General features: G+C 51.5%; 22 protein-coding genes. 7 read left to right on the forward strand and 15 right to left on the reverse strand.

What is annotated here, in order from left to right; translation table 11 throughout:
- Positions 1–11 precede the first annotated feature (11 nt).
- The 11 genes from nuoH to B5F38_RS08590 all read right to left on the reverse strand — a co-directional run bounded on the left by nuoH (position 12) and on the right by B5F38_RS08590 (position 10,189).
- Entirely contained in the window at positions 12–1,088 is a 1,077-nt protein-coding gene (gene nuoH / locus B5F38_RS08540) for an NADH-quinone oxidoreductase subunit NuoH (protein WP_087408872.1), read from the reverse strand.
- 32 nt (positions 1,089–1,120) lie between these two features.
- On the reverse strand, positions 1,121–2,743 hold the full coding sequence (locus B5F38_RS08545; protein WP_087408873.1) for an NADH-quinone oxidoreductase subunit C: 1,623 nt from the start codon (positions 2,741–2,743) through the stop codon (positions 1,121–1,123).
- A 14-nt stretch (positions 2,744–2,757) separates the two neighbouring features.
- Positions 2,758–3,342, reverse strand: coding sequence for an NADH-quinone oxidoreductase subunit B (locus B5F38_RS08550; RefSeq protein WP_087408874.1), 585 nt, complete (start codon positions 3,340–3,342; stop codon positions 2,758–2,760).
- Complete coding sequence (locus B5F38_RS08555; RefSeq protein ID WP_087408875.1) at positions 3,333–3,683, reverse strand: NADH-quinone oxidoreductase subunit A; 351 nt, start codon at positions 3,681–3,683, stop codon at positions 3,333–3,335. Before B5F38_RS08555 ends, B5F38_RS08550 begins: the two co-directional genes overlap by 10 nt.
- A 477-nt stretch (positions 3,684–4,160) precedes the next feature.
- Positions 4,161–5,831 (reverse strand): tetratricopeptide repeat protein, encoded by a 1,671-nt coding sequence (locus tag B5F38_RS08560; protein WP_087408876.1) that lies wholly within the window; start codon positions 5,829–5,831, stop codon positions 4,161–4,163.
- A 34-nt stretch (positions 5,832–5,865) separates the two neighbouring features.
- Positions 5,866–6,834: a substrate-binding domain-containing protein gene (locus B5F38_RS08565; protein ID WP_087408877.1), complete on the reverse strand. Its 969-nt coding sequence runs from the start codon at positions 6,832–6,834 to the stop codon at positions 5,866–5,868.
- Positions 6,835–6,846: 12 nt separating this feature from the next.
- Positions 6,847–7,086 (reverse strand): hypothetical protein, encoded by a 240-nt coding sequence (locus B5F38_RS08570; RefSeq protein WP_087408878.1) that lies wholly within the window; start codon positions 7,084–7,086, stop codon positions 6,847–6,849.
- A 99-nt stretch (positions 7,087–7,185) separates the two neighbouring features.
- On the reverse strand, positions 7,186–8,004 hold the full coding sequence (locus B5F38_RS08575; RefSeq protein ID WP_087408879.1) for an energy transducer TonB: 819 nt from the start codon (positions 8,002–8,004) through the stop codon (positions 7,186–7,188).
- Positions 8,005–8,029: 25 nt separating this feature from the next.
- Positions 8,030–8,713, reverse strand: a complete 684-nt coding sequence (locus tag B5F38_RS08580) for a biopolymer transporter ExbD (protein WP_087408880.1) — start codon at positions 8,711–8,713, stop codon at positions 8,030–8,032.
- Between the two features lie 21 nt (positions 8,714–8,734).
- Positions 8,735–9,352, reverse strand: coding sequence for a biopolymer transporter ExbD (locus B5F38_RS08585; protein ID WP_087408881.1), 618 nt, complete (start codon positions 9,350–9,352; stop codon positions 8,735–8,737).
- A 27-nt stretch (positions 9,353–9,379) separates the two neighbouring features.
- Positions 9,380–10,189, reverse strand: coding sequence for a MotA/TolQ/ExbB proton channel family protein (locus B5F38_RS08590; RefSeq protein WP_087408882.1), 810 nt, complete (start codon positions 10,187–10,189; stop codon positions 9,380–9,382).
- 606 nt (positions 10,190–10,795) lie between these two features.
- Between B5F38_RS08590 and B5F38_RS08595 the strand changes: the two genes are divergently transcribed.
- From B5F38_RS08595 to nqrF, 6 genes are read left to right on the forward strand one after another with little or no spacing between them, the layout of a single operon-like run.
- Entirely contained in the window at positions 10,796–12,145 is a 1,350-nt protein-coding gene (locus B5F38_RS08595) for a Na(+)-translocating NADH-quinone reductase subunit A (RefSeq protein ID WP_087408883.1), read from the forward strand.
- A gap of 33 nt (positions 12,146–12,178) precedes the next feature.
- The gene (locus B5F38_RS08600; protein ID WP_087408884.1) at positions 12,179–13,399 is read left to right on the forward strand and encodes an NADH:ubiquinone reductase (Na(+)-transporting) subunit B; all 1,221 of its coding nucleotides are present in this window, start codon (positions 12,179–12,181) and stop codon (positions 13,397–13,399) included.
- A 10-nt stretch (positions 13,400–13,409) separates the two neighbouring features.
- Positions 13,410–14,120, forward strand: a complete 711-nt coding sequence (nqrC, locus tag B5F38_RS08605; protein ID WP_087408885.1) for an NADH:ubiquinone reductase (Na(+)-transporting) subunit C — start codon at positions 13,410–13,412, stop codon at positions 14,118–14,120.
- A 3-nt stretch (positions 14,121–14,123) separates the two neighbouring features.
- Positions 14,124–14,744 (forward strand): NADH:ubiquinone reductase (Na(+)-transporting) subunit D, encoded by a 621-nt coding sequence (locus tag B5F38_RS08610; RefSeq protein ID WP_025279031.1) that lies wholly within the window; start codon positions 14,124–14,126, stop codon positions 14,742–14,744.
- Positions 14,745–14,769: 25 nt separating this feature from the next.
- Complete coding sequence (gene nqrE / locus B5F38_RS08615) at positions 14,770–15,384, forward strand: NADH:ubiquinone reductase (Na(+)-transporting) subunit E (protein WP_087408886.1); 615 nt, start codon at positions 14,770–14,772, stop codon at positions 15,382–15,384.
- Positions 15,385–15,418: 34 nt separating this feature from the next.
- Positions 15,419–16,687: an NADH:ubiquinone reductase (Na(+)-transporting) subunit F gene (nqrF, locus tag B5F38_RS08620; protein WP_087408887.1), complete on the forward strand. Its 1,269-nt coding sequence runs from the start codon at positions 15,419–15,421 to the stop codon at positions 16,685–16,687.
- A 147-nt stretch (positions 16,688–16,834) separates the two neighbouring features.
- Here the strand turns inward: nqrF and B5F38_RS08625 are convergent, their stop codons facing one another.
- From B5F38_RS08625 to B5F38_RS08640, 4 genes are all read right to left on the reverse strand, one after another.
- Positions 16,835–17,392, reverse strand: coding sequence for a phosphatase PAP2 family protein (locus tag B5F38_RS08625; RefSeq protein ID WP_087408888.1), 558 nt, complete (start codon positions 17,390–17,392; stop codon positions 16,835–16,837).
- Positions 17,392–17,772: a diacylglycerol kinase family protein gene (locus B5F38_RS08630; RefSeq protein ID WP_087408889.1), complete on the reverse strand. Its 381-nt coding sequence runs from the start codon at positions 17,770–17,772 to the stop codon at positions 17,392–17,394. Before B5F38_RS08630 ends, B5F38_RS08625 begins: the two co-directional genes overlap by 1 nt.
- 206 nt (positions 17,773–17,978) lie before the next feature.
- Positions 17,979–18,230 carry a type B 50S ribosomal protein L31 gene (locus B5F38_RS08635; protein ID WP_087408890.1) on the reverse strand — a complete coding sequence of 84 codons (252 nt, stop codon included), beginning with the start codon at positions 18,228–18,230 and terminating at the stop codon, positions 17,979–17,981.
- A 174-nt stretch (positions 18,231–18,404) separates the two neighbouring features.
- On the reverse strand, positions 18,405–20,261 hold the full coding sequence (locus B5F38_RS08640; protein WP_087408891.1) for a biotin/lipoyl-containing protein: 1,857 nt from the start codon (positions 20,259–20,261) through the stop codon (positions 18,405–18,407).
- 135 nt (positions 20,262–20,396) lie between these two features.
- Here B5F38_RS08640 and B5F38_RS08645 point away from each other — a divergent pair, with 135 nt between their 5' ends.
- Positions 20,397–21,128 carry a CpsB/CapC family capsule biosynthesis tyrosine phosphatase gene (locus B5F38_RS08645; protein WP_087408892.1) on the forward strand — a complete coding sequence of 244 codons (732 nt, stop codon included), beginning with the start codon at positions 20,397–20,399 and terminating at the stop codon, positions 21,126–21,128.
- Positions 21,129–21,196 lie beyond the last annotated feature (68 nt).

The raw sequence follows: 21,196 nt of genomic DNA on the forward strand, positions 1-21,196 counted from the left end.
TATTTTATCCATTAAAAGTGCAGCCCGTAAATCACGATGAGCACCATTACAAAGAGATTTATCAAGTTCAGCGGTAACAAGTATTTCCACTCGAGACGCAACAGCTGGTCGATTCTCAAACGAGGGAAAGTCCACTTGAACCAAATGATTATAAACGAAATCACAATGGCTTTACCAAAGAACCAAACCACCGACGGGATATAGTCCATAACGTGGTTGAAGCTCTCCCATCCGGGAATATGCAACGGCATCCAACCTCCCAGGAAGAGCAGCGAGGCTACACCCGAAACAATGAACAGGTTCAAATACTCGGCCAGATAGAAGAAACCGAAGTGGATACCCGAATACTCGGTGTGATAACCTGCCGTCAACTCACTCTCGGCCTCGGGCAAGTCGAACGGGCCACGGTTGGTCTCGGCCGTACCGGCAACCAGGTAAATGAGGAAAGCCACGATGGCGGGGATATGACCCGTGAAGATGAACCAGCCGTTGTTCTGTGCCTCGACGATACCGGTAATCGACATCGTACCGGCAAAGACTACCATCGTCAACACCGACAACCCGATGGAGAGCTCATAGCTCACCATTTGAGCACCGCTTCGGATGGCACCGATCAGGGTGTATTTGTTGTGGCTCGACCAACCGGCCAGCAGGATACCCAGCACGCCAATCGACGATACGGCTATCAGGAAGAAGATACCGATGTTGAAATCGATCACCTGCAACCCTTTACCGAAAGGCAAGCAGCCGAAGGCCAACATCGAGGCCACAATAACCAGATAAGGAGCCAGATTGAACAGGAACTTATCGATGTGGTTCAACGAGATCAACTCTTTGATCAGAATCTTGAACATATCGGCCACGCTCTGGAATATACCGTAGGGGCCTACTCGATTGGGACCCAGACGGCATTGGAAGAAGGCGCACACCTTACGCTCGAAATAGATGTAGAACAGGGCCAACACCGCATACAACAGCAGCAGCGCCACGCCTACCAGTACAAATTCAATCAGCAAAGCTCCCCAGCCGGGCATTACACTCCTCAACAAATTATCTATCCAGTGGGTAACTATCGAAAAGTCGAACATAACTTATTCTTTAATTTATTTTTGATTACTAATTATCTGTCCATATCGGGGATTACATAGTCGAGCGAACCGCCGATGGCAATGAGGTCGGCAATTTTACCACCACGACACATCGGGTCGAGCCCGCCGACCAGCGGCAAGCAGGCCGAGTTGATTTTCAACCGATACGGATTCTTATCCCCATGACTCTCGATAAAGATACCTATCGGGCCACGACTGGCCTCGACCTGACGGAAGTAACGGCCTTCGGGCAGTTTGATAATAGGTTTCATCTTCAGTGCATAATCGCCCTCGGGGATATTGTCGATGAGTTGTTCGATGATGTGGATCGACTCCAGTATTTCATCCATACGCACCATGTAGCGGGCAAATACATCGCCCTCGGTGCGGACAATCTCTTTGAACTCTACCTTGTCGTACATGGCATAGGGGTGGTTCTTGCGCACGTCGCAGGCCCAGCCCGAAGCACGGCCCGACGGGCCGGCAATGCCGTACGAGATAGCATCCTCGCGAGAGAGCAGACCTACGCCTTTCATACGTTGCTGTGCAATCACGTTGCCCGTAAAGAGGGTGTGATAGTCTTTCAGCATGCCGGGCAAGTAGGCGCAAAACTCTTTCACCTTGCGTTGGAAGTCGGGATGAATGTCGGCCATAAGACCGCCAATCGTATAGTAGTTGAAGGTCATGCGGGCACCGCAAGTCTCTTCAAAGATGTCGAGTATTTTCTCACGATCGCGGAAACCGTAGAAGAAAGCCGTCGTTGCACCCAAGTCCATGCAAAAGGTTGCATAGAAGAGCAAGTGCGACGAGATACGCATCAACTCATCCATGATGGTGCGCACATATTGTGCACGGGCCGGGATTTCGAGTTGAAGGGCATCCTCGATACAGAGGCACACGGCGTGACGGTTTTGCTGAGCCGACAGATAGTCGAGACGGTCGGCAAAGTGGAGTGTCTGCGGATAGGTGAGCGATTCGCACAACTTCTCGATTCCGCGGTGTACATAACCGCAATAGACATCGATTTTCTTGACAATCTCACCCTCGAGCGAGGTGCGCAGACGCAATACACCGTGCGTAGCGGGGTGTTGGGGACCGATGTTCACGACGAACTCTTCGGGTGCGAATATCGTGTTGGTGCGCTCCTCGAGTTTACCGTCGGGAGTCTCGACAATAGCGTGCGTTACATCGTCGACAGCCTCGTGCTCAAGCCGAATGGGGTTAACCTCGGGGCTGGCATCGTAGTCTTTGCGCAGGGGGTATCCCACCCAGTCGTTGCGCAGGAACAACCGGCGCATGTCGGGGTGGTTGATGAAGCGGATGCCGAAGAAGTCGTAGACCTCACGTTCGTACAGATAGGCCGATTTCCAAAGGTCGGTAACCGAATGGAGCAACGGGTTTTCGCGGTCGGCCGTTTCGACTTTTACCGAAATTTGAGAATTGTCGGCCGTGCATGTGAAATAATAGACACAACCTAAGGTCTCGCCCCAGTCCATGCCTACGATAGAAACCAAATAGTCGAAGTGCAGTTTGTCGTGCAAATAGAGTGCCAAATCGTGCCACTTGGCATCGGGAACCGACACTTCCAGAATGGTTCCTTCTACAAAGGTAGCCTCCGGCAGAAAACTGCTTATTTCTTGCTGTATGTTTGCCATATAGGTAACTTATATTATTTTCCTAATACTTTCTCTCGTTTTTCCTGACGATTTACGCCACCGAAGAATTTCTCCACTTTCACCTTACGTTGCAACTGCATCAAGCCGTAGAACATGGCTTCGGGTCTCGGAGGACACCCCGGGATATAGACATCGACCGGAAGAATTTCGTCAACTCCTTTCAATACGTGATACGATTTTCTGAACGGCCCGCCCGATACGGCACAACCACCCACGGCTACCACATACTTGGGCTCGGCCAGCTGGTCGTACAACCGGCGCAATACAGGCGCCATGCGGTGTACGATGGTACCGGCTACCATCACAAAGTCGGCCTGACGCGGACTGGCACGAGCTACTTCAAACCCGAAACGGGCCATGTCGTACCGCGCTGCGCCGAGCGACATAAACTCGATACCGCAGCAACTTGTCGCAAAGGTAAGAGGCCACAGCGAGTTGGAGCGGCCCCAGTTGATAACCTCGTCAAGGCATCCCACCACCACATTGGTATTGGACGCTTTGAGTTCATTGATAAGCTGTTCAATATATTCATTGTCTTTGAAGTCTTCATACTTCATCGATTTGATTTTCACTTCCATTCGAGTGCTCCTTTCTTCCAGGCATATACCAATCCCAGGATAAGTACTACCATGAAAAATAAAATATTAAATAATCCGGCTACACCTAAATCTTTCAATATAACCGCCCAGGGGAACAAGAATACCGTTTCGACGTCGAACATCAGATACAGAATGGCAAACAGATAATAGCCTACCTTGAACTGCATCCACGATTCTCCTCGCGAGGGGATACCACACTCATAGGGCTCTCCCTTTTGCGGATTGAACGAGCGTGGCGAAATGAGGCCGGCTATCAACAGAGCCGCTCCTACCAGCGCCAATCCGGTAATCAATACAACTACAAATAGTGCAGAATTCATACGTTAATTTAGTTTGTATTTATTTTTTATTTTCCTTTCCAAATAACAAAGCCCCGTATTGTCACGAATGCAATACAAGGCCCGGTTGATAATTGTTATACACGAATCCCGAAAAAGAGATACGACACGGCCCTGCCATACAACCCTTCGTGCAGTTCCATATCGCCTTATTCCATTCCGAGACTTGCATATAAATTCTATTTTATTTCTATTCAAGGGGTTAATGCCGCAATTTCAGATATTCCCGAGCAGCGTTGTCCGTCCAGAAATCCTTCGTTTTACTGCAAATTATCCCTCGAAAATTTTTGTCGCACAAATATACAAATTTTATTTTCAACAAAAGGCCAAGGGTCTGTTCTTTTTTATTTTTATCTGCATTTGGAGCCGAATTATCCGGGATTTGGGACAGTCCCATAAAAAAGCCGAGCGACAGCCTTATGGCTGCCGCTCGGGCATATATCGAGCGAGTCGATTCGATTACAAGGTATCGAGTGTCTTGAGGGCCTCGATAATCTCGGTATTCTGCGGATCCAGTTCGAGCATCTTGTTCCAATAGTCTTTGGTAGCAGCGATGGCCTCGTTTTTCTTGGCGGGATTGGTTGTCTGCAGATAGTTGTAGTAACCCAGGTATTTGTAAGCCTCGATGTAAACACGTTTCGTAGCGGCCTTCTCTTTGTTGGTAGCATCCTGGTCGAGGATACCCAGCGTCTCTTCATAGAGCGGTTTGGCCAAGCCCTCTTTCAGTTCGGGGTCACGCACGGCGGCGGCACGGGCACGCCACAGATAACCGCGGTAGTCCGTCGGAGAACGCTCTACAACCACCTGGAACATCGAGTCGGCTTTAATCAGATACATGTCGCGCAAGGGGATGCTGTCCATGGCAGCCTGTCCGGCGCTGTAACAGATCTGACCCAGCAGATAGTAGTCCATCACGCGTTGGTTGTTTACGGTGTCGGCAGCCATGTATTGCTCGTATACGCTGATGGCATTTACATAGTCTTTGTTGCGCTCGTAGGTATCGCTCAACACTTTGAGAATGTCGGTACGGGTGTTGTCCAGTTCGTAGGCTTTCTCGTATTGTACGATAGCCTCGGCATATTTTTTCTCTTTCGAGAGGATGTCGCCATAGGTCAGGTAATCACGAGCGGTGAATACGTTGTCGCCGGGGTTCATGCCCAGGAACTCGATGGCAGCCTGCTCGGCAGCCTCCATGTTGCCCAACTCGTAGTTGTCGTACATGACGATACGGCGGATTACGAAGTTCTCGGGGTCGTGAGCCAAAATCTCTTTGGCCAGCTCCAGCGACTCGTCATAGCGCTTGCCGTAGAAGAGCAGCGTAGCCAGACGGGGACGGTCGGTCTGGAAGTGGTTGGGATTCTGCATATACTTCTCATAAGCGGCAGCGGCCTTGGTGTATTGCGAGTTTTTGTAATAGGCTTCGGCCATTTCGCGCTGTGCAATAGCCGAGTTGGGAGCGATCTCCTGCAACTCCTCGAGTTTCTGGATAGCCAGCGTGGGGTTGATGTCGAAGTAGATGTGCGAATACTTTACATAAGCCTCGATACAGTTGGGGTCGAAATAGATTGCGTTTTCATAGCGTCCGCAAGCGTCGCCATACTTCTGTTGGTCTACCAGCACATCGCCCTCGAACATGAAATAGTCGGGGTATTTCTTATCGGCCTTGTACGATTTCTTCATATACTCTTCGTAGCCGGGGGTACCGGTTTCGTAGTAGGCTTTGGCAATTGCCAGATTGATACCGGCATCTTTCTTGTTCTTGCCTTTGAGAGCCTCCTTGAAATATTTCTCGGCCTCTTTTTCGGCAGCTTCCTTGTCCGAACCGGTCAAAGCGAGTTTACCTTGGCCTACGATATTGTAGGCATAGAGGGGATCTTCGGTGAGACCTTTCTTGTAATATTCGGCAGCCGTGGTGTAGTCTTTGTTACCGAAAGCGATTTCGCCCAGGTAATAATACGATTCTGCCTTATTGGTTCCTGCATCGTCGAGCGTACGCTCCAACAGGATTTTTGCCCGATCGGGCTGACCTGCTTTGAAATACTCTATTCCATCGGTGTAGCTGGCAGCAAAAGCGGTCAACGTGCCGGCAGCAAGGAACAGTGAAAATACGAATTTAAGACTTGATTTCATTGATATATATTTAAGTTGATAATTTTCTGCTTAGTTAAAAATTTTCGGTAATGCTTACATCTCTTTTTAACGCGATATTGGCTTGCCAAGGTACAATACCTGTCTTAAAAATTATTAACTGACCACGTTGCGAAGAGACAAACTTGGTAAAACCGGTGGGCAGTCCGTTGCGCGGATCTGTCGTAATCATGTAAATCGGACGGGTGAGCGGATAGTCGCCCGTAGCTATGTAGTATTGATAAGGTTTGTAGGGATCGTATCCCGGAGCCTTGCGAACGGCCATCACTTTGACCACATCGGTAAACGAGGTGTTGGTCGAGTCGGCCTCATTGCCTATCCAACTGGCACCTATCACACCTATCGCATTGGGGGTTTGTGCCACATAGTCGATAACAGCCTGATTGGATTTCTGGGCATACAGCCCTTGGTACAGAGGTTTGCCCTGACACAAGGAGTCTATGGCATAGCGCATGGAACTGGAGCCCTGATTGTCGAACACGAAATTGATTTTGCCCAGCGACGAACCGGGATAGATCTGATTCCAGGCCGTAGCCTCGCCGGTCACAATCTTGCGCAACTCATCGACCGAGATGACGTCGTGCTTGTTGTTCTTGTTCACAATAAAAGCGATGCCGTCGAGAGCAATCTGTACGGTACGTACCCGCAACTGACGCGACTTGAACGACGCCTCTTCCTGCGGAGTGAGCTTGCGGGTGGCTACAGCCAACCGCACACTGTCTTGCAGCAACATGTTCAACGCCTCGGCTTCGCTCACATAATAGGGAATAATCGAAGCCTTGGGATAAGCGGCCTCAAATACGGTAATCTCTTGCTCCATGATGGGCTCGAAACTTTCGTCACAACTAATGTCGATTACCCCCGAGGTGATGGTCTCCTTCACTTTGCGCTCGCCCTTCTCATCTTCACTGTTTTGGCACGACGAGCACGACGAAACGAGGGCTGCAAGAAGCACGACAAACGAAAATGACAGCAACTTATTCATAATCCCATTTTTTTATTTCATTCCTACGAACAATCGGTATCCCCTGAAAACTCCATATACAGCAAACACGACCCCCATAATATAGCGCACAATGTCATACAAGTTGGAAAAGAAGGTGGTGAAAAGCAACAAATAAGCCATACTCAGATAGATGGCTATCATAATCATGCCCAAAACGACATTCATACCCAGCGGACGCCGTTTTGCCTCGGCGTTCTCTTCTTCGTCATAGCGGCCGTATTTCTGTTCCATAAATATTGATTTTTTATAAAATACCCGCAACCTAAAATCATGGGATAATAGGCTGCGAGTATTATATTCACGAATCTCTTGATTAAAACAATCGAGAGATTACAAAAGTTTAAATACAACGGGCAATGTGAAGTATACCGGCACGTTGTTACCGTTTTGCTTACCGGGAATCCACTTGGGCATGCTCTTCACAACGCGGATAGCCTCCTTGTCGCAAGTGGGGTCCAAACTACGCAATACAGTCACGTTGTCGATGGTACCGGTCTTCGATACGACGAATCGCAGAATTACACGACCCTGAATACCGTTTTCCTGAGCGATAACCGGGTATTTGAGGTTATCACGGATAAACTTCATCAGCTCGGCTTCGCCACCGGGGAAGGTAGGCATCTGCTCTACAGCTTCGTAGGGTTTCTCTTCCTCTACGACAGGTTCGGCAATCACTTCGCGGAAGTCGGCAATATCCTGACCGTGTTCTTCGTCATTACCTTTTACGTCGGCGATAGAGATGTTTACTTTCGACTGAGTCAACTCGTCTTGCGACTTCAACTCTTCTTCGTCAGAAACCTCTTCGTCTTTCTTGATTACAGGTGCGGTAAATTTGATAGAACTCTTCAAGGGAGGGGGGGGAGGCGTTTCTACCAAGGGTTGAACCTCTTGTTTCTCTACCTCGGCCTCGGGCAGTTGCGACATTTCTACTACGGTAGAAATCTCTTCTTCAGCTTCACCAATCTTGAAAGAATCCACAATATACGGGAGCGCAAAGGCAAAAGCTACAACACAGATAACACCTACGGTGGCCCATGTGTAACGCTTAGGCGAATTTACCCGCAACAGGTATGCGCCGAATGCTTTGTTTTTCCCGACAAAAACTAAGTCGCACCATTCTTTCGAAGTTAAATCTACATTCTTTGACATTTTTCTTCTCCTTTAATGTGTACTATTAGTTCTTCAATGCGGTGTCTATCTGATCGGAAAGAGCACCCTTCTTCTCGTAATTCTCTATCAGGAACAGGTCGCCTTCGGTGATATCGACGATGGCATAACGGCCAATATCGCAGATAATCATCTCGTCGAGGGCATCGATCAGGTTGCGGTACGAAGCACCGTTTTTACCATTCTCATCAGCCAGTTTGGCCTTGATCATCACCACAGGCGAACCTTTGGTTTTCTTGGCCTCGGTAACCAGCGAATCGAAAGTCACCTCGTCGATCTCTTTTCTCTTTTTACGTTCCTTCAAATCTTTCACCTTGTTCACAACGGTCTTGTTGCGTTCAAGGAGGAGAGCTCTCAGACCATCAGCTCCATAAGACGATTCAACCAGCGAGGTATAATCTTCGTATTTGGGTTGTCCCAGGTAGTAGAATACCCGGTCGTTGTCGCCCAACAGGATGGTTATAGCCTCCGATTCCTTCACCTTATTTTGCTCTTCTTCTGTTACCTTGTCGTTGGTAGGCATACTGATCTCCATTGTCTGGGGTTTGCTCAACGTCGTACAGAACATGAAGAAGGTGATCAAAAGCATGTTCATATCAACCATGGGAGTAAAGTCCACATGGATTTTCATTTTCTTCTGTTGTCCTTTCTTCCCGCCTTTACCCGAGTCTTTTACTTCTACTTCTGCCATAATTCAATTCCTTTCATGACTTTAGTTATTTTCTTCTTCTGCGGGTAAACTCTTCAATGAAGTAAGCAGATTGTAACGGTTTTCCTTGATGTCCTGCAACGAACTCATCACGTTTTTGATTTTGTCATAGGGGGTCGACTGGTCGGCCTTGATGGCAATCTTCAAATCGGGATTGTTCTTGCGGGCAGCACGTACCCACTCTTTAAACTCGTTGTTGGTACTGTCGCAGGGGATACCGTAGTTTTTGAGGGTCTTATCCTGGATATCGGATTTCAGATCAAGGAAACCCGGCATCTGTTTGATAGGTACACCAAACGAGTTTGCCAATCTGAACTTATTTATTTGCTCGGGAGTAAACGAGACTCCGTACATACTACTCATTGCGTTCAATACATTCACCCTATCCTCTTGTTTGTCGAGACTGATAAAGATTTTCCCGGACGGCTCGATCAACACCTGAAGCACATTGATTTCAGGGATTTTGATTTCGGATACCGAAGAGGGGGTACTCACTTGCACAGGCTCTTTCTGAACGAAGGTCGATGTCAGCATGAAGAAAGTAAGCAGAAGCACGGTAACGTCACTCATCGCGGTCATATCGATGAGCGTACTCTTCTTTTTTACTTTTACTTTAGCCATATAATGGTCCTTTCGATTTTATGCCGATTACTTGTGAGTAGCAGCGAATGTGTTAACAATGCAGAAACCTACCTCGTCGATAGCGTAGGTGATGTTGTCGATTCTGTTAGAGAAATAGTTATACGAAATTACAGCGAGTGCACCAGTTGCGATACCGAATGCCGTGTTTACAAGGGCCTCGGAAATACCGGTCGACAGGGCAACCGAGTCAGGAGCACCGGCAGTGGCCAGAGCCTGGAACGATTTGATCATACCCAACACAGTACCGAGAAGTCCGACCAGCGTACCCAGCGTCGTCATGGTAGCAACGATAGGCAAGTTCTGTTGCATGGCAGGCATTTCGAGAGCAGCAGCCTCTTCGAGTTGTTTTTGGATAGCCTCGATTTTTTGTTCTTTCGACAGCGTGTCGTCGTGTTCAACTTCGCCGTAGCGGATAAGAGCCGAAGCAACTACGCTGGCAACCGTACCACGTTGTTTTTCGCAGAGAGCTTGAGCACCGGCGATGTCGCCTTTTTCCAAAGCAGCTTTTACAGCGGCAACGAATTTGTCGACACTACCTTTACCTTTAACGCTCAACATGGCGATGAAACGCTCAACCGAGAGAACGATTACCGTCAACAGCAAAGTTTGCAGAATAGGTACGATGAAACCACCTTTATAGATTGTACCCAGCAGATTCAGAGGATGTCCACCCTCGGGATCGCCACCTTCAAAGTTTGTAGGAGCACCAAGTACTTGAGTAAATACCACCAATGCGATGATAAAACAGATGATGATTACAATAAATGCGTTTTTTATACCGCGCACCTTGTTCTTTTTAGCTTTTTTAGCTTCCATAATTAAATAAAATCTAAGTGTTTGTATTAGTTATTTAGTTCAGTTCAATCCTTTATTTCACCCGTTCGGCACTGTATCCCGCGAAATTATCCTCGCTCGCACACTGCCTATTTCATAAAACGTATACACTCCTACATTTATTATATGCAAAGGGCTCTTTCCGAGGGCTCATCCCTTCTTTTCGAGTCCAATTGTTACCTTTTTTGCATTTGTGCGTCAAATGTAGCACATTATTTCGAGAGAAAAAAATAATTCTCTTTTTTTTTCTGTGACACTTTGTTCTCTATTTCCGATGTAGACAGGGAATCACAACCGCTTTACAATGAGTTTTTTTGCCCCTTTGCCCGACTGTCTGCGGCCGCAATCGAGAGCCCGAATCGGCCACCGGCATTCCGGCATCCCGGGCCGGCCATTCGGCCGAACGTCTCTGGTCGAACGCCTTATCGAAAAGCAGGGATACCCCACCCTCTACACCCGGCACCACCCCTTACGCCCCCCTCGAGAAGCGTGCACAACAAACACCGCTTTAAAAAAATAGAGATAAGTTTCTATCAGAAACCGAAAAGAATTGTAATTTTGCCAAAAATTTCATTTTCTACATCCATGATGAATCATGTAGTCAAAATCAAAAAAGGGCTCGACATTCAGTTGGAAGGTGCTCCAGCCCTTGAAATATCCAACTCGACAAACAGTCAGCTATACGCCATTATCCCCGACGATTTTACGGGATTGACTCCCAAGGTCGACGTCAAACCGGGCGACAAGGTTCTGGCCGGTTCGCCAGTCATGCACGACAAGACGCTCACCGATGTAGTGGTCACTTCGCCCGTAAGCGGCGAGGTAGTTGCCGTAGAGCGCGGCGAACGGCGCAAGGTGATGAAGATCACCATCAAGCCCGACGCCACACAACAAGCCGTCGAGTTCGGTAAAGTATCGCCCGACACGATGCAGGCAAGCGACCTGAAGGCGCTGCTGCTGAAGTCGGGCACGTTTGCATTTATCAAGCAACGTCCCTACGACATTATCGCCAACCCCAACACGACGCCGCGCGACATCTTCGTGACGGCATTCGACTCGGCCCCGCTGGCCCCCGACTATGCCTTTGTGCTGAAAGACGAGATGCACCACCTCGAAACGGGGTTGAAGGCGCTGGCACGGCTCACCCCGGGCAAGGTCTATGTGGGTGTCTCCAAACGGTCGCCCATCGAGGTCAAGAACGGCGAAACGGTCGTATTCGACGGTCCCCACCCCGCCGGCAACGTAGGGGTGCAGATCAACCACATCTCCCCCATCAACAAGGGTGAAATCGTGTGGACCATCAACGCCCTCGACCTGCTGTTCATCGGACGACTGCTCGAGACGGGTCATGTCGACTTCTCGCGGCTGGTGGCCGTCACCGGTGCAGAGGTGAACAAGCCCCACTATGTGCGCACCTGCGCCGGAGCGTCTATTGCCTCGATTACCCAGGGCATGGTCAAGCCGGCCCACTATGAGCGCCGCTACATCAGCGGCAACGTACTCACCGGGTTCAACGCCGGAGCCGACGGCTATCTGGGTGCCCGACAGGCCCAGGTGACCGTAATCCCCGAAGGCAACAACTGCAACGAGTTCATGGGCTGGGCCTCGCTCAATCCCCACAAATACAGCATGAGCCACTCGTACCTCTCGTGGCTGCTGGGCAAGAAACGTCGCTACGACATCGACGCCCGTATACGAGGCGGCGAGCGGGCCATCATCATGTCCGACGAGTACGACCGGGTATTCCCCATGGACATCTATCCCGAATACCTCATCAAGGCCATCCTGGCGTTCGACATCGACAAGATGGAGAATCTGGGTATCTACGAAGTGGCTCCCGAGGATTTTGCCCTGTGCGAATTTGTCGACACCTCGAAACTCGAGTTGCAGAAAATCGTGCGTAACGGCCTCGACCACCTGATGAAAGAGATGAACTAAGAGAAACAATAACCATTTTAATACAAAACAACTTTGAAAGCTTTAAAGAATTATATAGACAAAATCAAACCCCACTTCGAACCGGGCGGGAAATTGTCTATGTTCCAATCGGTATTCGAAGGGTTTGAATCATTCCTGTTTGTTCCCAACACCACCTCGCGTTCGGGAGTACACATTCACGACAGCATAGACTCGAAACGGACGATGACGGTCGTTATCGTCGCCCTGCTGCCGGCCCTGCTCTTCGGTATGTACAATGTGGGCTATCAGCACTACCTGGCCATAGGCGAGCTGGCACAGACGTCGTTCTGGTCGGTCTTCCTCTTCGGATTCCTGGCCGTGCTGCCCAAAATCGTGGTATCGTATGTGGTGGGTCTGGGCATCGAGTTTACCGCCGCACAGCTGCGTCACCACGAAATCCAGGAGGGCTTCCTGGTATCGGGTATGCTCATCCCCATGATTGTGCCGGTCGACACCCCGCTGTGGATGATTGCCGTGGCTACGGCCTTTGCCGTCATCTTTGCCAAAGAGGTATTCGGCGGTACGGGTATGAATATCTTCAACATCGCACTGGTAACGCGTGCGTTCCTCTTCTTTGCCTACCCCTCCAAGATGTCGGGCGACGAGGTGTTCGTACGCACGGGCGATACCTTCGGCCTGGGTGCCGGACAGGTTGTCGAGGGCTTCTCGGGAGCTACCCCGCTGGGGCAGGCTGCTACCCACACGGGCGGCGGTGCCCTGCAGCTGACCGACATTCTGGGTAACACGCTCTCGCTGCACGACATGTTCCTCGGGTTCATTCCCGGCTCCATCGGCGAGACTTCGACGCTAGCCATCCTCATCGGTGCCGTCATTCTACTGGCTACGGGCATTGCCAGCTGGCGCGTGATGCTTTCGGTATTCGCCGGCGGTATCGTGATGAGCCTCATCTGCAACTGGTTCGCCAACCCCGACATCTATCCGGCTGCACAACTCTCGCCCCTCGAGCAGATTTGCCTGGGCGGTTTTGCCTTTGCCGCCGTATTCATGGCTACCGACCCGGTAACGGGCGCACGTACCAATACGGGTAAATACATCTTCGGTTTCCTGGTGGGTGTGCTGGCCATCCTCATCCGGGTATTCAACAGCGGATACCCCGAAGGCGCCATGCTGGCCGTGCTGCTTATGAACGCATTCGCCCCGCTCATCGACTACTTCGTGGTCGAGGCCAATATCCGCCACCGTCTCAAACGAGCCAAAAACTTGACAAAATAGAATTACAGCTATGAACAAACAAGGTAATACATATACGCTCATCTATACCGCGGTTATGGTCATCGTCGTAGCCTTCATTCTGGCCTTCGCCGCCATTGGCCTCAAACCGGCCCAGCAGAAGAATATCGCTATCGACAAGATGAGCCAGATACTCAACTCGGTCAATATCGTGTCGACTCCCGAGAATGCTCAGGAGCTGTACGGCAAATACATCGACGACTCGTTTGTAGTCGATGCCAACGGCCAACTGGTCAAGGGCGAATCGTTCTCGATGAATATCGCCGACCAGCTGAAGCTGCCCGAAAGCCAGCGCACGCTGCCCATCTTTATCTGCACCGACGACTCGGGCTCGCCCAAATACATCATCCCCCTGTCGGGTGCCGGTCTGTGGGGCCCCATCTGGGGATACATCTCGATCGAGAACGACGGCAATACGGTCTACGGTGCCTACTTCGCTCACCAGAGCGAAACTCCGGGTCTGGGAGCCGAAATCGAGAAACCGCAGTTCCAGAAACAGTTCCAGGGCAAACACTTCTTCATCGACGGTGCCTTCATGCCCATCGCCGTGGAGAAGGCCGGACGGAAACCGCAAAACGGGGCCGACTACGTCGATGCCGTATCGGGTGGAACCATCACGAGCAAAGGGGTACAGAGCATGCTGCAAAGTTGCGTGGAACCCTATGCCCAATTTTTAGAATCGCTCAATTCAAAGAATATATAAGCCATGTTGTCAAAAAAGAATAAAGAGATACTTTTAGGGCCGCTCTCCAAGAACAACCCGGTGATCGTGCAGATATTGGGTATCTGTTCGGCCCTGGCCGTAACGGCAAAACTCGAACCGGCACTCGTCATGGCCGTATCGGTGACTGCCGTCGTCGCTTTCGCCAACGTCATCATCTCGCTGCTGCGCAATACCATCCCCAACAGCATCCGCATCATTGTACAGCTGGTAGTGGTTGCGGCACTGGTTATCATCGTAGATCAGGTGCTCAAAGCCTATATGTACCAGGTGAGCAAACAGCTCTCGGTCTTCGTGGGGCTCATCATTACCAACTGTATCCTTATGGGACGCCTCGAGGCCTTCGCGCTGAGCCATAAGCCCTGGGAGTCGTTCCTCGACGGTGTGGGCAACGGCGTAGGCTACGGCATCATCCTGGTCATCGTCGCCTTCTTCAGAGAGCTGCTGGGCTCGGGCACCCTCTTCGGGTACCAGGTTATCCCCCAACAACTCTACGACTGGGGCTACCAGAACAACGGCCTGATGATACTCCCGCCCATGGCGCTCATCACCGTGGCCTGCATCATTTGGGTACACCGCTCCCGCAATAAAGATTTGCAACAATAAGAAACCGCGATAAGCTACTTGATATATGGAAAATCTAAATCTGTTCGTCAGGTCTATCTTCATAGACAACATGATATTTGCCTACTTCCTCGGTATGTGCTCCTACCTGGCCGTATCGAAGAACGTGAAAACGGCATTCGGTCTGGGTATCGCCGTCACCTTCGTGCTGGCCATCACCCTGCCGGTCAACTATCTGCTCGAAACCTACGTGCTGAAAGCCGGCGCCCTCAAATGGCTGGGCCCCGAATATGCGCAACTCGACCTGAGTTTCTTGAGTCTGATTATGTTTATCGCCATCATCGCCTCGATGGTGCAGCTCGTCGAGATGTTCGTCGAGAAATACTCGCCCTCGCTCTACGCCTCGCTGGGTATCTTCCTGCCGCTTATCGCCGTGAACTGTGCCATCCTGGGTGGTTCGCTCTTCATGCAGCAGCGCAACTTCCCCTCGGTAACGAGCGCTACCGTCTACGGCATCGGTTCGGGTATAGGCTGGATGCTGGCCATCGTCTGCCTGGCCGCCATTCGCGAGAAGCTCAGCTACTCCAACATACCGGCACCGCTGCGGGGCATAGGCATCACCTTCATCATCACCGGCCTGATGGGTATCGCCTTCATGAGCTTTTTAGGAATCAAACTTTGAAAGGAGAGTCACGATGTTATTAGCAATAAGTTCCATGTCAACGACAATCATATCGAGCATTGTTTTATTCTTGGGCGTATCGCTCCTGCTGGTAGTGATTCTGCTCATCGCCAAGAAATACCTGGTGCCGTCGGGCAAGGCGGTCATCACCATCAACGACGACAAAAAGGTCGAGGTCGACACGGGCGGCAGCCTGCTGAGCACCCTGGCCAACGAGAAAATATTCCTCCCCTCGGCCTGCGGCGGAGGCGGATCGTGCGGACAGTGCCGCTGTCAGGTACTCGAGGGCGGCGGCGAAATTCTGCCCACCGAGCAGGTACACTTCTCGCGCAAGCAACAGATGAACCACTGGCGGCTGGGCTGCCAGGTGAAGGTGAAGAACGACATGAAAATCGTCGTTCCCGAATCGGTTCTGGGCGTGAAAGAGTGGGAGTGCGAGGTTATCTCGAACAAAAACGTGGCCACCTTCATCAAAGAGTTTATCGTGGCTCTGCCTCCCGGCGAGCACATGAACTTTATCCCCGGTTCGTATGCCCAAATCAAGATTCCTACCTTCGAGATGGACTACGACAAGGATATAGACAAGAGCCTCATCGGCGACGAATATTTGCCCTCGTGGGAGAAATTCGGACTCTTCGGCCTCAAGTGTAAAAACACCGAGCCCACCATCCGGGCCTACTCCATGGCCAACTATCCGGCCGAGGGCGACCGCATCATGCTGACGGTTCGTATCGCCACGCCGCCCTTCAAACCGAAACCTCAAGTGGGCTTCCAGGATGTGATGCCGGGTATCGCCTCGTCGTATATCTACACCCTGAAACCGGGCGACAAGGTAATCATGAGCGGCCCTTACGGCGACTTCCATCCCATCTTCAACTCGAAACGCGAGATGATGTGGATCGGCGGTGGTGCCGGTATGGCTCCCCTGCGTTCGCAAATCATGCACATGACCAAGACCCTCCACACGACCGACCGCAAGATGTCTTACTTCTACGGTGCCCGTGCCCTCAACGAGGTCTTCTACCTGAACGACTTCCTCGAGCTGGAGAAGGAGTTCCCCAACTTCTCGTTCCACCTGGCCCTCGACCGGCCCGACCCGGCCGCCGATGCCGCCGGCGTGAAGTACACCCCGGGATTCGTTCATCAGGTCATCTACATCACCTATCTGAAGGACCACGAGGCTCCCGAAGACATCGAATACTACATGTGCGGCCCCGGCCCCATGTCGAAGGCCGTCGAGAAGATGCTGTGGGATTTGGGTGTACCCGAAGAGAACCTCATGTACGACAACTTCGGTGGCTAATCCATCAAGGCCACCCGTTCCATATCACCCGCCGCAAAGCTCCCGAGCCTTTGCGGCGGGCTTTTTTGGGCCCGTACGGCCACATCGGGAAGCCCGGCAGGTGTCGGTACCCGTCGGGAAAGAAAACAGACGAGAGGGCAAAAGAGATTAGAAAGTGAGCGAGGCGTAGACCCCGAAAGAGGTACCGTCGGAGACGGGCGAGATGACCAACTGCTTGTCACGCGCAAAGGGACGGGTATAGATATAGGCACTGCCGGCACCGATAAGGGCTCCGGCGGCCACATCCCACCAGTCGTGCCGGCGGGCATAGGTACGGGCCCAGCCCACATAGGCAGCCACGGCATAGGCCGGAGCACCCCACGCCCAACCGTAGCGACGCTGCACGAAGGCCGCATTGGCAAAGGTAACCGAGGTGTGTCCCGAGGGGAACGAGAGGTTGTTGCTGTGGTCGGGCCGCTCCTTGTGGACGGCAAACTTGAGCAGATAGGTGGCACCCAGGGTAGTCAGCCCGGTAAAGGCAGCCTGCTTGAAACCGGTCCAGTCTTTCATGGCCAGCATGGCCGAAGCCGTGGCTACCGGCATGGCTACCAGCAATACATCGCTCGAGACCTTCACCGCCTGGCGGCTCCGGCTCAACCCTTCGGCCCGCACCGACTGGCCAACCACCAGCAATGCCAAGACCACAGAGAGAATAATACGTTTCATCACGACCACAGGGTTATAAATTTGGGAACAAATATCAACAACCCCACCACGACCGACATGATGGCCACGATGAGCACGGCCCCGGCTGCCAGGTCCTTGGCATGCTTGATGGCCTCGTCGTAATCGGGCGACACCCGGTCGCACAGAGCTTCGATGGCCGAGTTGATGCCCTCGGCCGCCAGCACGACACCGATGCAGAGCACCACGGCCGCCCACTCGAGAGCCGACAGCCTCACCAACGCACCGACCACCACCACACACACGGCTACAAAACAGTGTATCCAGGCATTGTGCTCGCGGCTTATCAACCGGACGATGCCGCGCCCGGCATACTTGAAGCTGCGGGCTCGAGCGGCAAGACTGAATTTTTTCTTTTCCATGGGCTTTTCTCTTTGAGGGACAAAGATACGTCTTTTGCCCGCGAATCGCAATATACCGGGCGTCTGAAGTATTCATCCATATGACCGTACTCTTCCCTCTCCCACTCGGAACAAGGAAGGCGGCACCCTCGAAAGGTTCCGCCTGAAAACAAAATACCCCGGCCTGACGACCGGGGTACTGTTTAATCCTATAATTGAACTGTCAATTATTTCTTGCGATTGCCGTAACGGCTCATGAACTTGTCCACACGACCTGCGGTATCCACGAGTTTCTGTTTACCGGTGAAGAAGGGGTGCGACGAACTGGTGATTTCCAGCTTTACCAGAGGATAGGTAACGCCATCAATTTCGATTGTTTCTTTGGCTGCAACCGTTGAACGGGTGATAAAAATTTCGTCGTTCGACATGTCTTTGAAAACTACGGGACGGTAGTTATCAGGATGGATTCCTTTTTTCATTGTTATATCGTCTTTTTAATATTATCAAATGTTCACGTTGGTAGCGTGATTTTTTCGTAATGGCTTGCAAATGTAGGGATAAGTTTCGACTTAGAAAAATATTTACTTCACTTTTTCACAAAAAAAGTCCGGCCGGCGCTTTTGGCACCGGCCGGGACCTGATTTATTCGTCGATTATTCAAATTCGATGAGCGGGTCGTTGGTACCTACCACGTCGTTCTCTTTTACGAGAATGCGTTTTACCTTACCGTTGAGGGTCGAGAGAATATCGTTCTCCATCTTCATGGCCTCGTATACGAGCACCACGTCGTCCTTCTTCACCTGGTCGCCTACTTTCACTTTGATTTCGACTACCTTGCCACCCATGGGAGCGTCGATGGTGGGGCCGGTGATGGGCTCAACGGGAGCAGCCTCCTGAACCTCTTCCTTCTTCTCTTCGACAGCCGGTTTCTTGGCCTCGTATTCGGCGGCACGCACGCCTTTCAAGAAGGTGGTAGCCACGTTGGGGAAGAGCTCGAGCAACAGGTATTCCTGTTCGTTCTCGGCCAGCTTCACACCACCGAACTCGGGCAGCACGGGATTCTCGGGAGCCTTGTACGAATTGGTATCGTAGGGCGTCTCGATGGGGCTGCCGGTAATCTTCTCGCGGAACTTGGGATCGACGGGTACCGGCGTCTTACCGTACTCGCCTTTTACCAAGGCCTTGAACTGGTTCGAAACCGTCGTGTATTCGGGGTTGCCTTTCAGACGGTCGAGGGCGCAGCTTACAGCCTGGCTACCTACGATTTGGCTGGTAGGCGTAACCAGAGGCACCAGACCGGCATCGGAACGTACCTTCGGAATCAGCTTCATGGCGTCGTCGAGTACGTGCTCGGCCTTGAGCTGTTTGAGCTGAGCCACCATGTTGGAGTACATACCGCCGGGAACCTCGGCCTCTTTCACCAGTTCGTTGGGTTTGGGGAAACCGAAGTAGTTTTCGATGGCGTGGCAAGCGTCGAGCAATGCGGGCTCGTCGTTGCGTTTGGCCGCATCGATAGCCGTATCGAAAAGTTTATCAATGTTGTCGGGCAGCTTGTCGATGAGCGGGTCGAAGGCAATGGGGAAGGAGTCTTTCTTCAGGTCGTAGGCGGCGAGCTCGCGGCGGATACCCAGCAACTCGGCACGAATCTTGCTCACGGCGCTCATGTTGACCTCCATCTCCACGCCCAGTTTCTGGCAGAAGATGTAGAGCAACTCGATGGCCGGAGCAGCCGAACCGCCACCGAAATACCAGATGTTGGTATCGAGAATGTCTACCCCGTGTATCACGGCCATGAGCGACGAAGCCAGACCGTAACCCGGCGTACAGTGGGTGTGGAAGTCGACGGGTACCTTCAGTGCCTTTTTCAACTTAGGCATCAGCGAGGCGATACGCGACGGATTTACCAGACCGGCCATATCTTTCAAGGTTACCATCTTGGCACCCAGTTTCTCGAAGCCGACAGCCTTCTCTACGAAATAGTCGTCGGTAAAGATGGGTTTGGGCAACTTCTTGCCGAAGAGGGCTTTCACCCGGTCCATAAAGGTGATGGTATAGTGCGGGTCTACCGTGTAGCATACGGCACCATCGGAGATAGCGCCCACGGCATTTATCTTTTCGACCGACGACTTCACGTTGTTCAGGTCGTTGAGAGCATCGAATATACGCATAATTCCCAACCCGTTGGCTACGGCCTCGCGATAAAAACCGTCGAGTACCGAATCGGGATAAGGGGCATATCCAAACAAATTGCGTCCCCGAGAGAGAGCAGTTAAATACGAAGCGCCGCCAATAGCATCGCTAATGGTTTTGAGGCGGGTCCAAGGGCTCTCGTTCAGATAGCGCATCACCGAGTCGGGTACTGCACCACCCCATACCTCCATGGCAAAGAAGCCGGCATCCTTATAATAAGGCAATACCCGGTTTATCTGCTCCTGGGTAAGACGAGTTGCGAACAAGGATTGTTGCCCATCACGAAGGGTAAGATCTCGAATTTTCAATTTTCTTGACATAGCAATCTGATTTAATAGGTGTTACTTTTTTCCACATTACATGATTTCAAGCATACAAATATAATATTCTTTAACTTATAATCAAAAGAAAAAGCGTACTTTTGTATCTCGAACGAATTTTCAAGGCATTCGCGTATGTTCAATTTCTTCCATAAAAAGTCTGCCGAAAAGCCTCTATTCCCCTATACAACAGAGGTTCACTGCCATATACTGCCGGGTATCGACGACGGTTCGCCCGACACCGAGCACTCGCTGCCCCTGCTGCGCCAGATGCGCGAATGGGGCATCGAAAAGGTAATCGCTACCCCTCACGTGACCGAAGCTACCTTCGAGAATACCCCGCAAACCGTGGGCGATGCCTACGACCGGCTGTGCCGCGAACCCGAGTTTGGCGAGCTGGGCATACAGTTGTGCTACTCGGCCGAGTATCGCATGGACGACAATTTCCTGGCCATACTGCAACGCAACGAGGTGATGCCCATGCCGGGCAACCACCTGCTCATCGAGAACTCGTTTCTGCAACCTTTCTGGAACATCAAGGAGCTGGTCTTCGACCTGCAGCTCAAGGGCTTCTCGCCCATACTGGCCCACCCCGAGCGGTATGCCTATTACTACGACGACAAGAAAATCTATCAGGAGCTGCACGACCAGGGATGCGAATTTCAGGTCAACCTGCTCTCGCTGGCCGGCTACTACAACAAGCGGACGAAAGAGGTGGCCGAGTGGCTGGTCTCGAAACAGATGGTCGATTACCTGGGCAGCGACATGCACAACAGCAACCACGCCCAGCACATAGGCCGCTACCTCGCCAGCAAGGAGTTTGTGCGCCACATGCGCAACATTACCCCCCGTAACAACACCTTGTAAACATACTCCCCCTATACGACAAGAGAGGCAAGTCACGCACTCGCCTCTCTTGTTGCATCTATTGTAGT

The organism is Barnesiella sp. An22 (assembly GCF_002159975.1).
Classification (GTDB): Bacteria; Bacteroidota; Bacteroidia; order Bacteroidales; family Barnesiellaceae; genus Barnesiella; species Barnesiella merdigallinarum.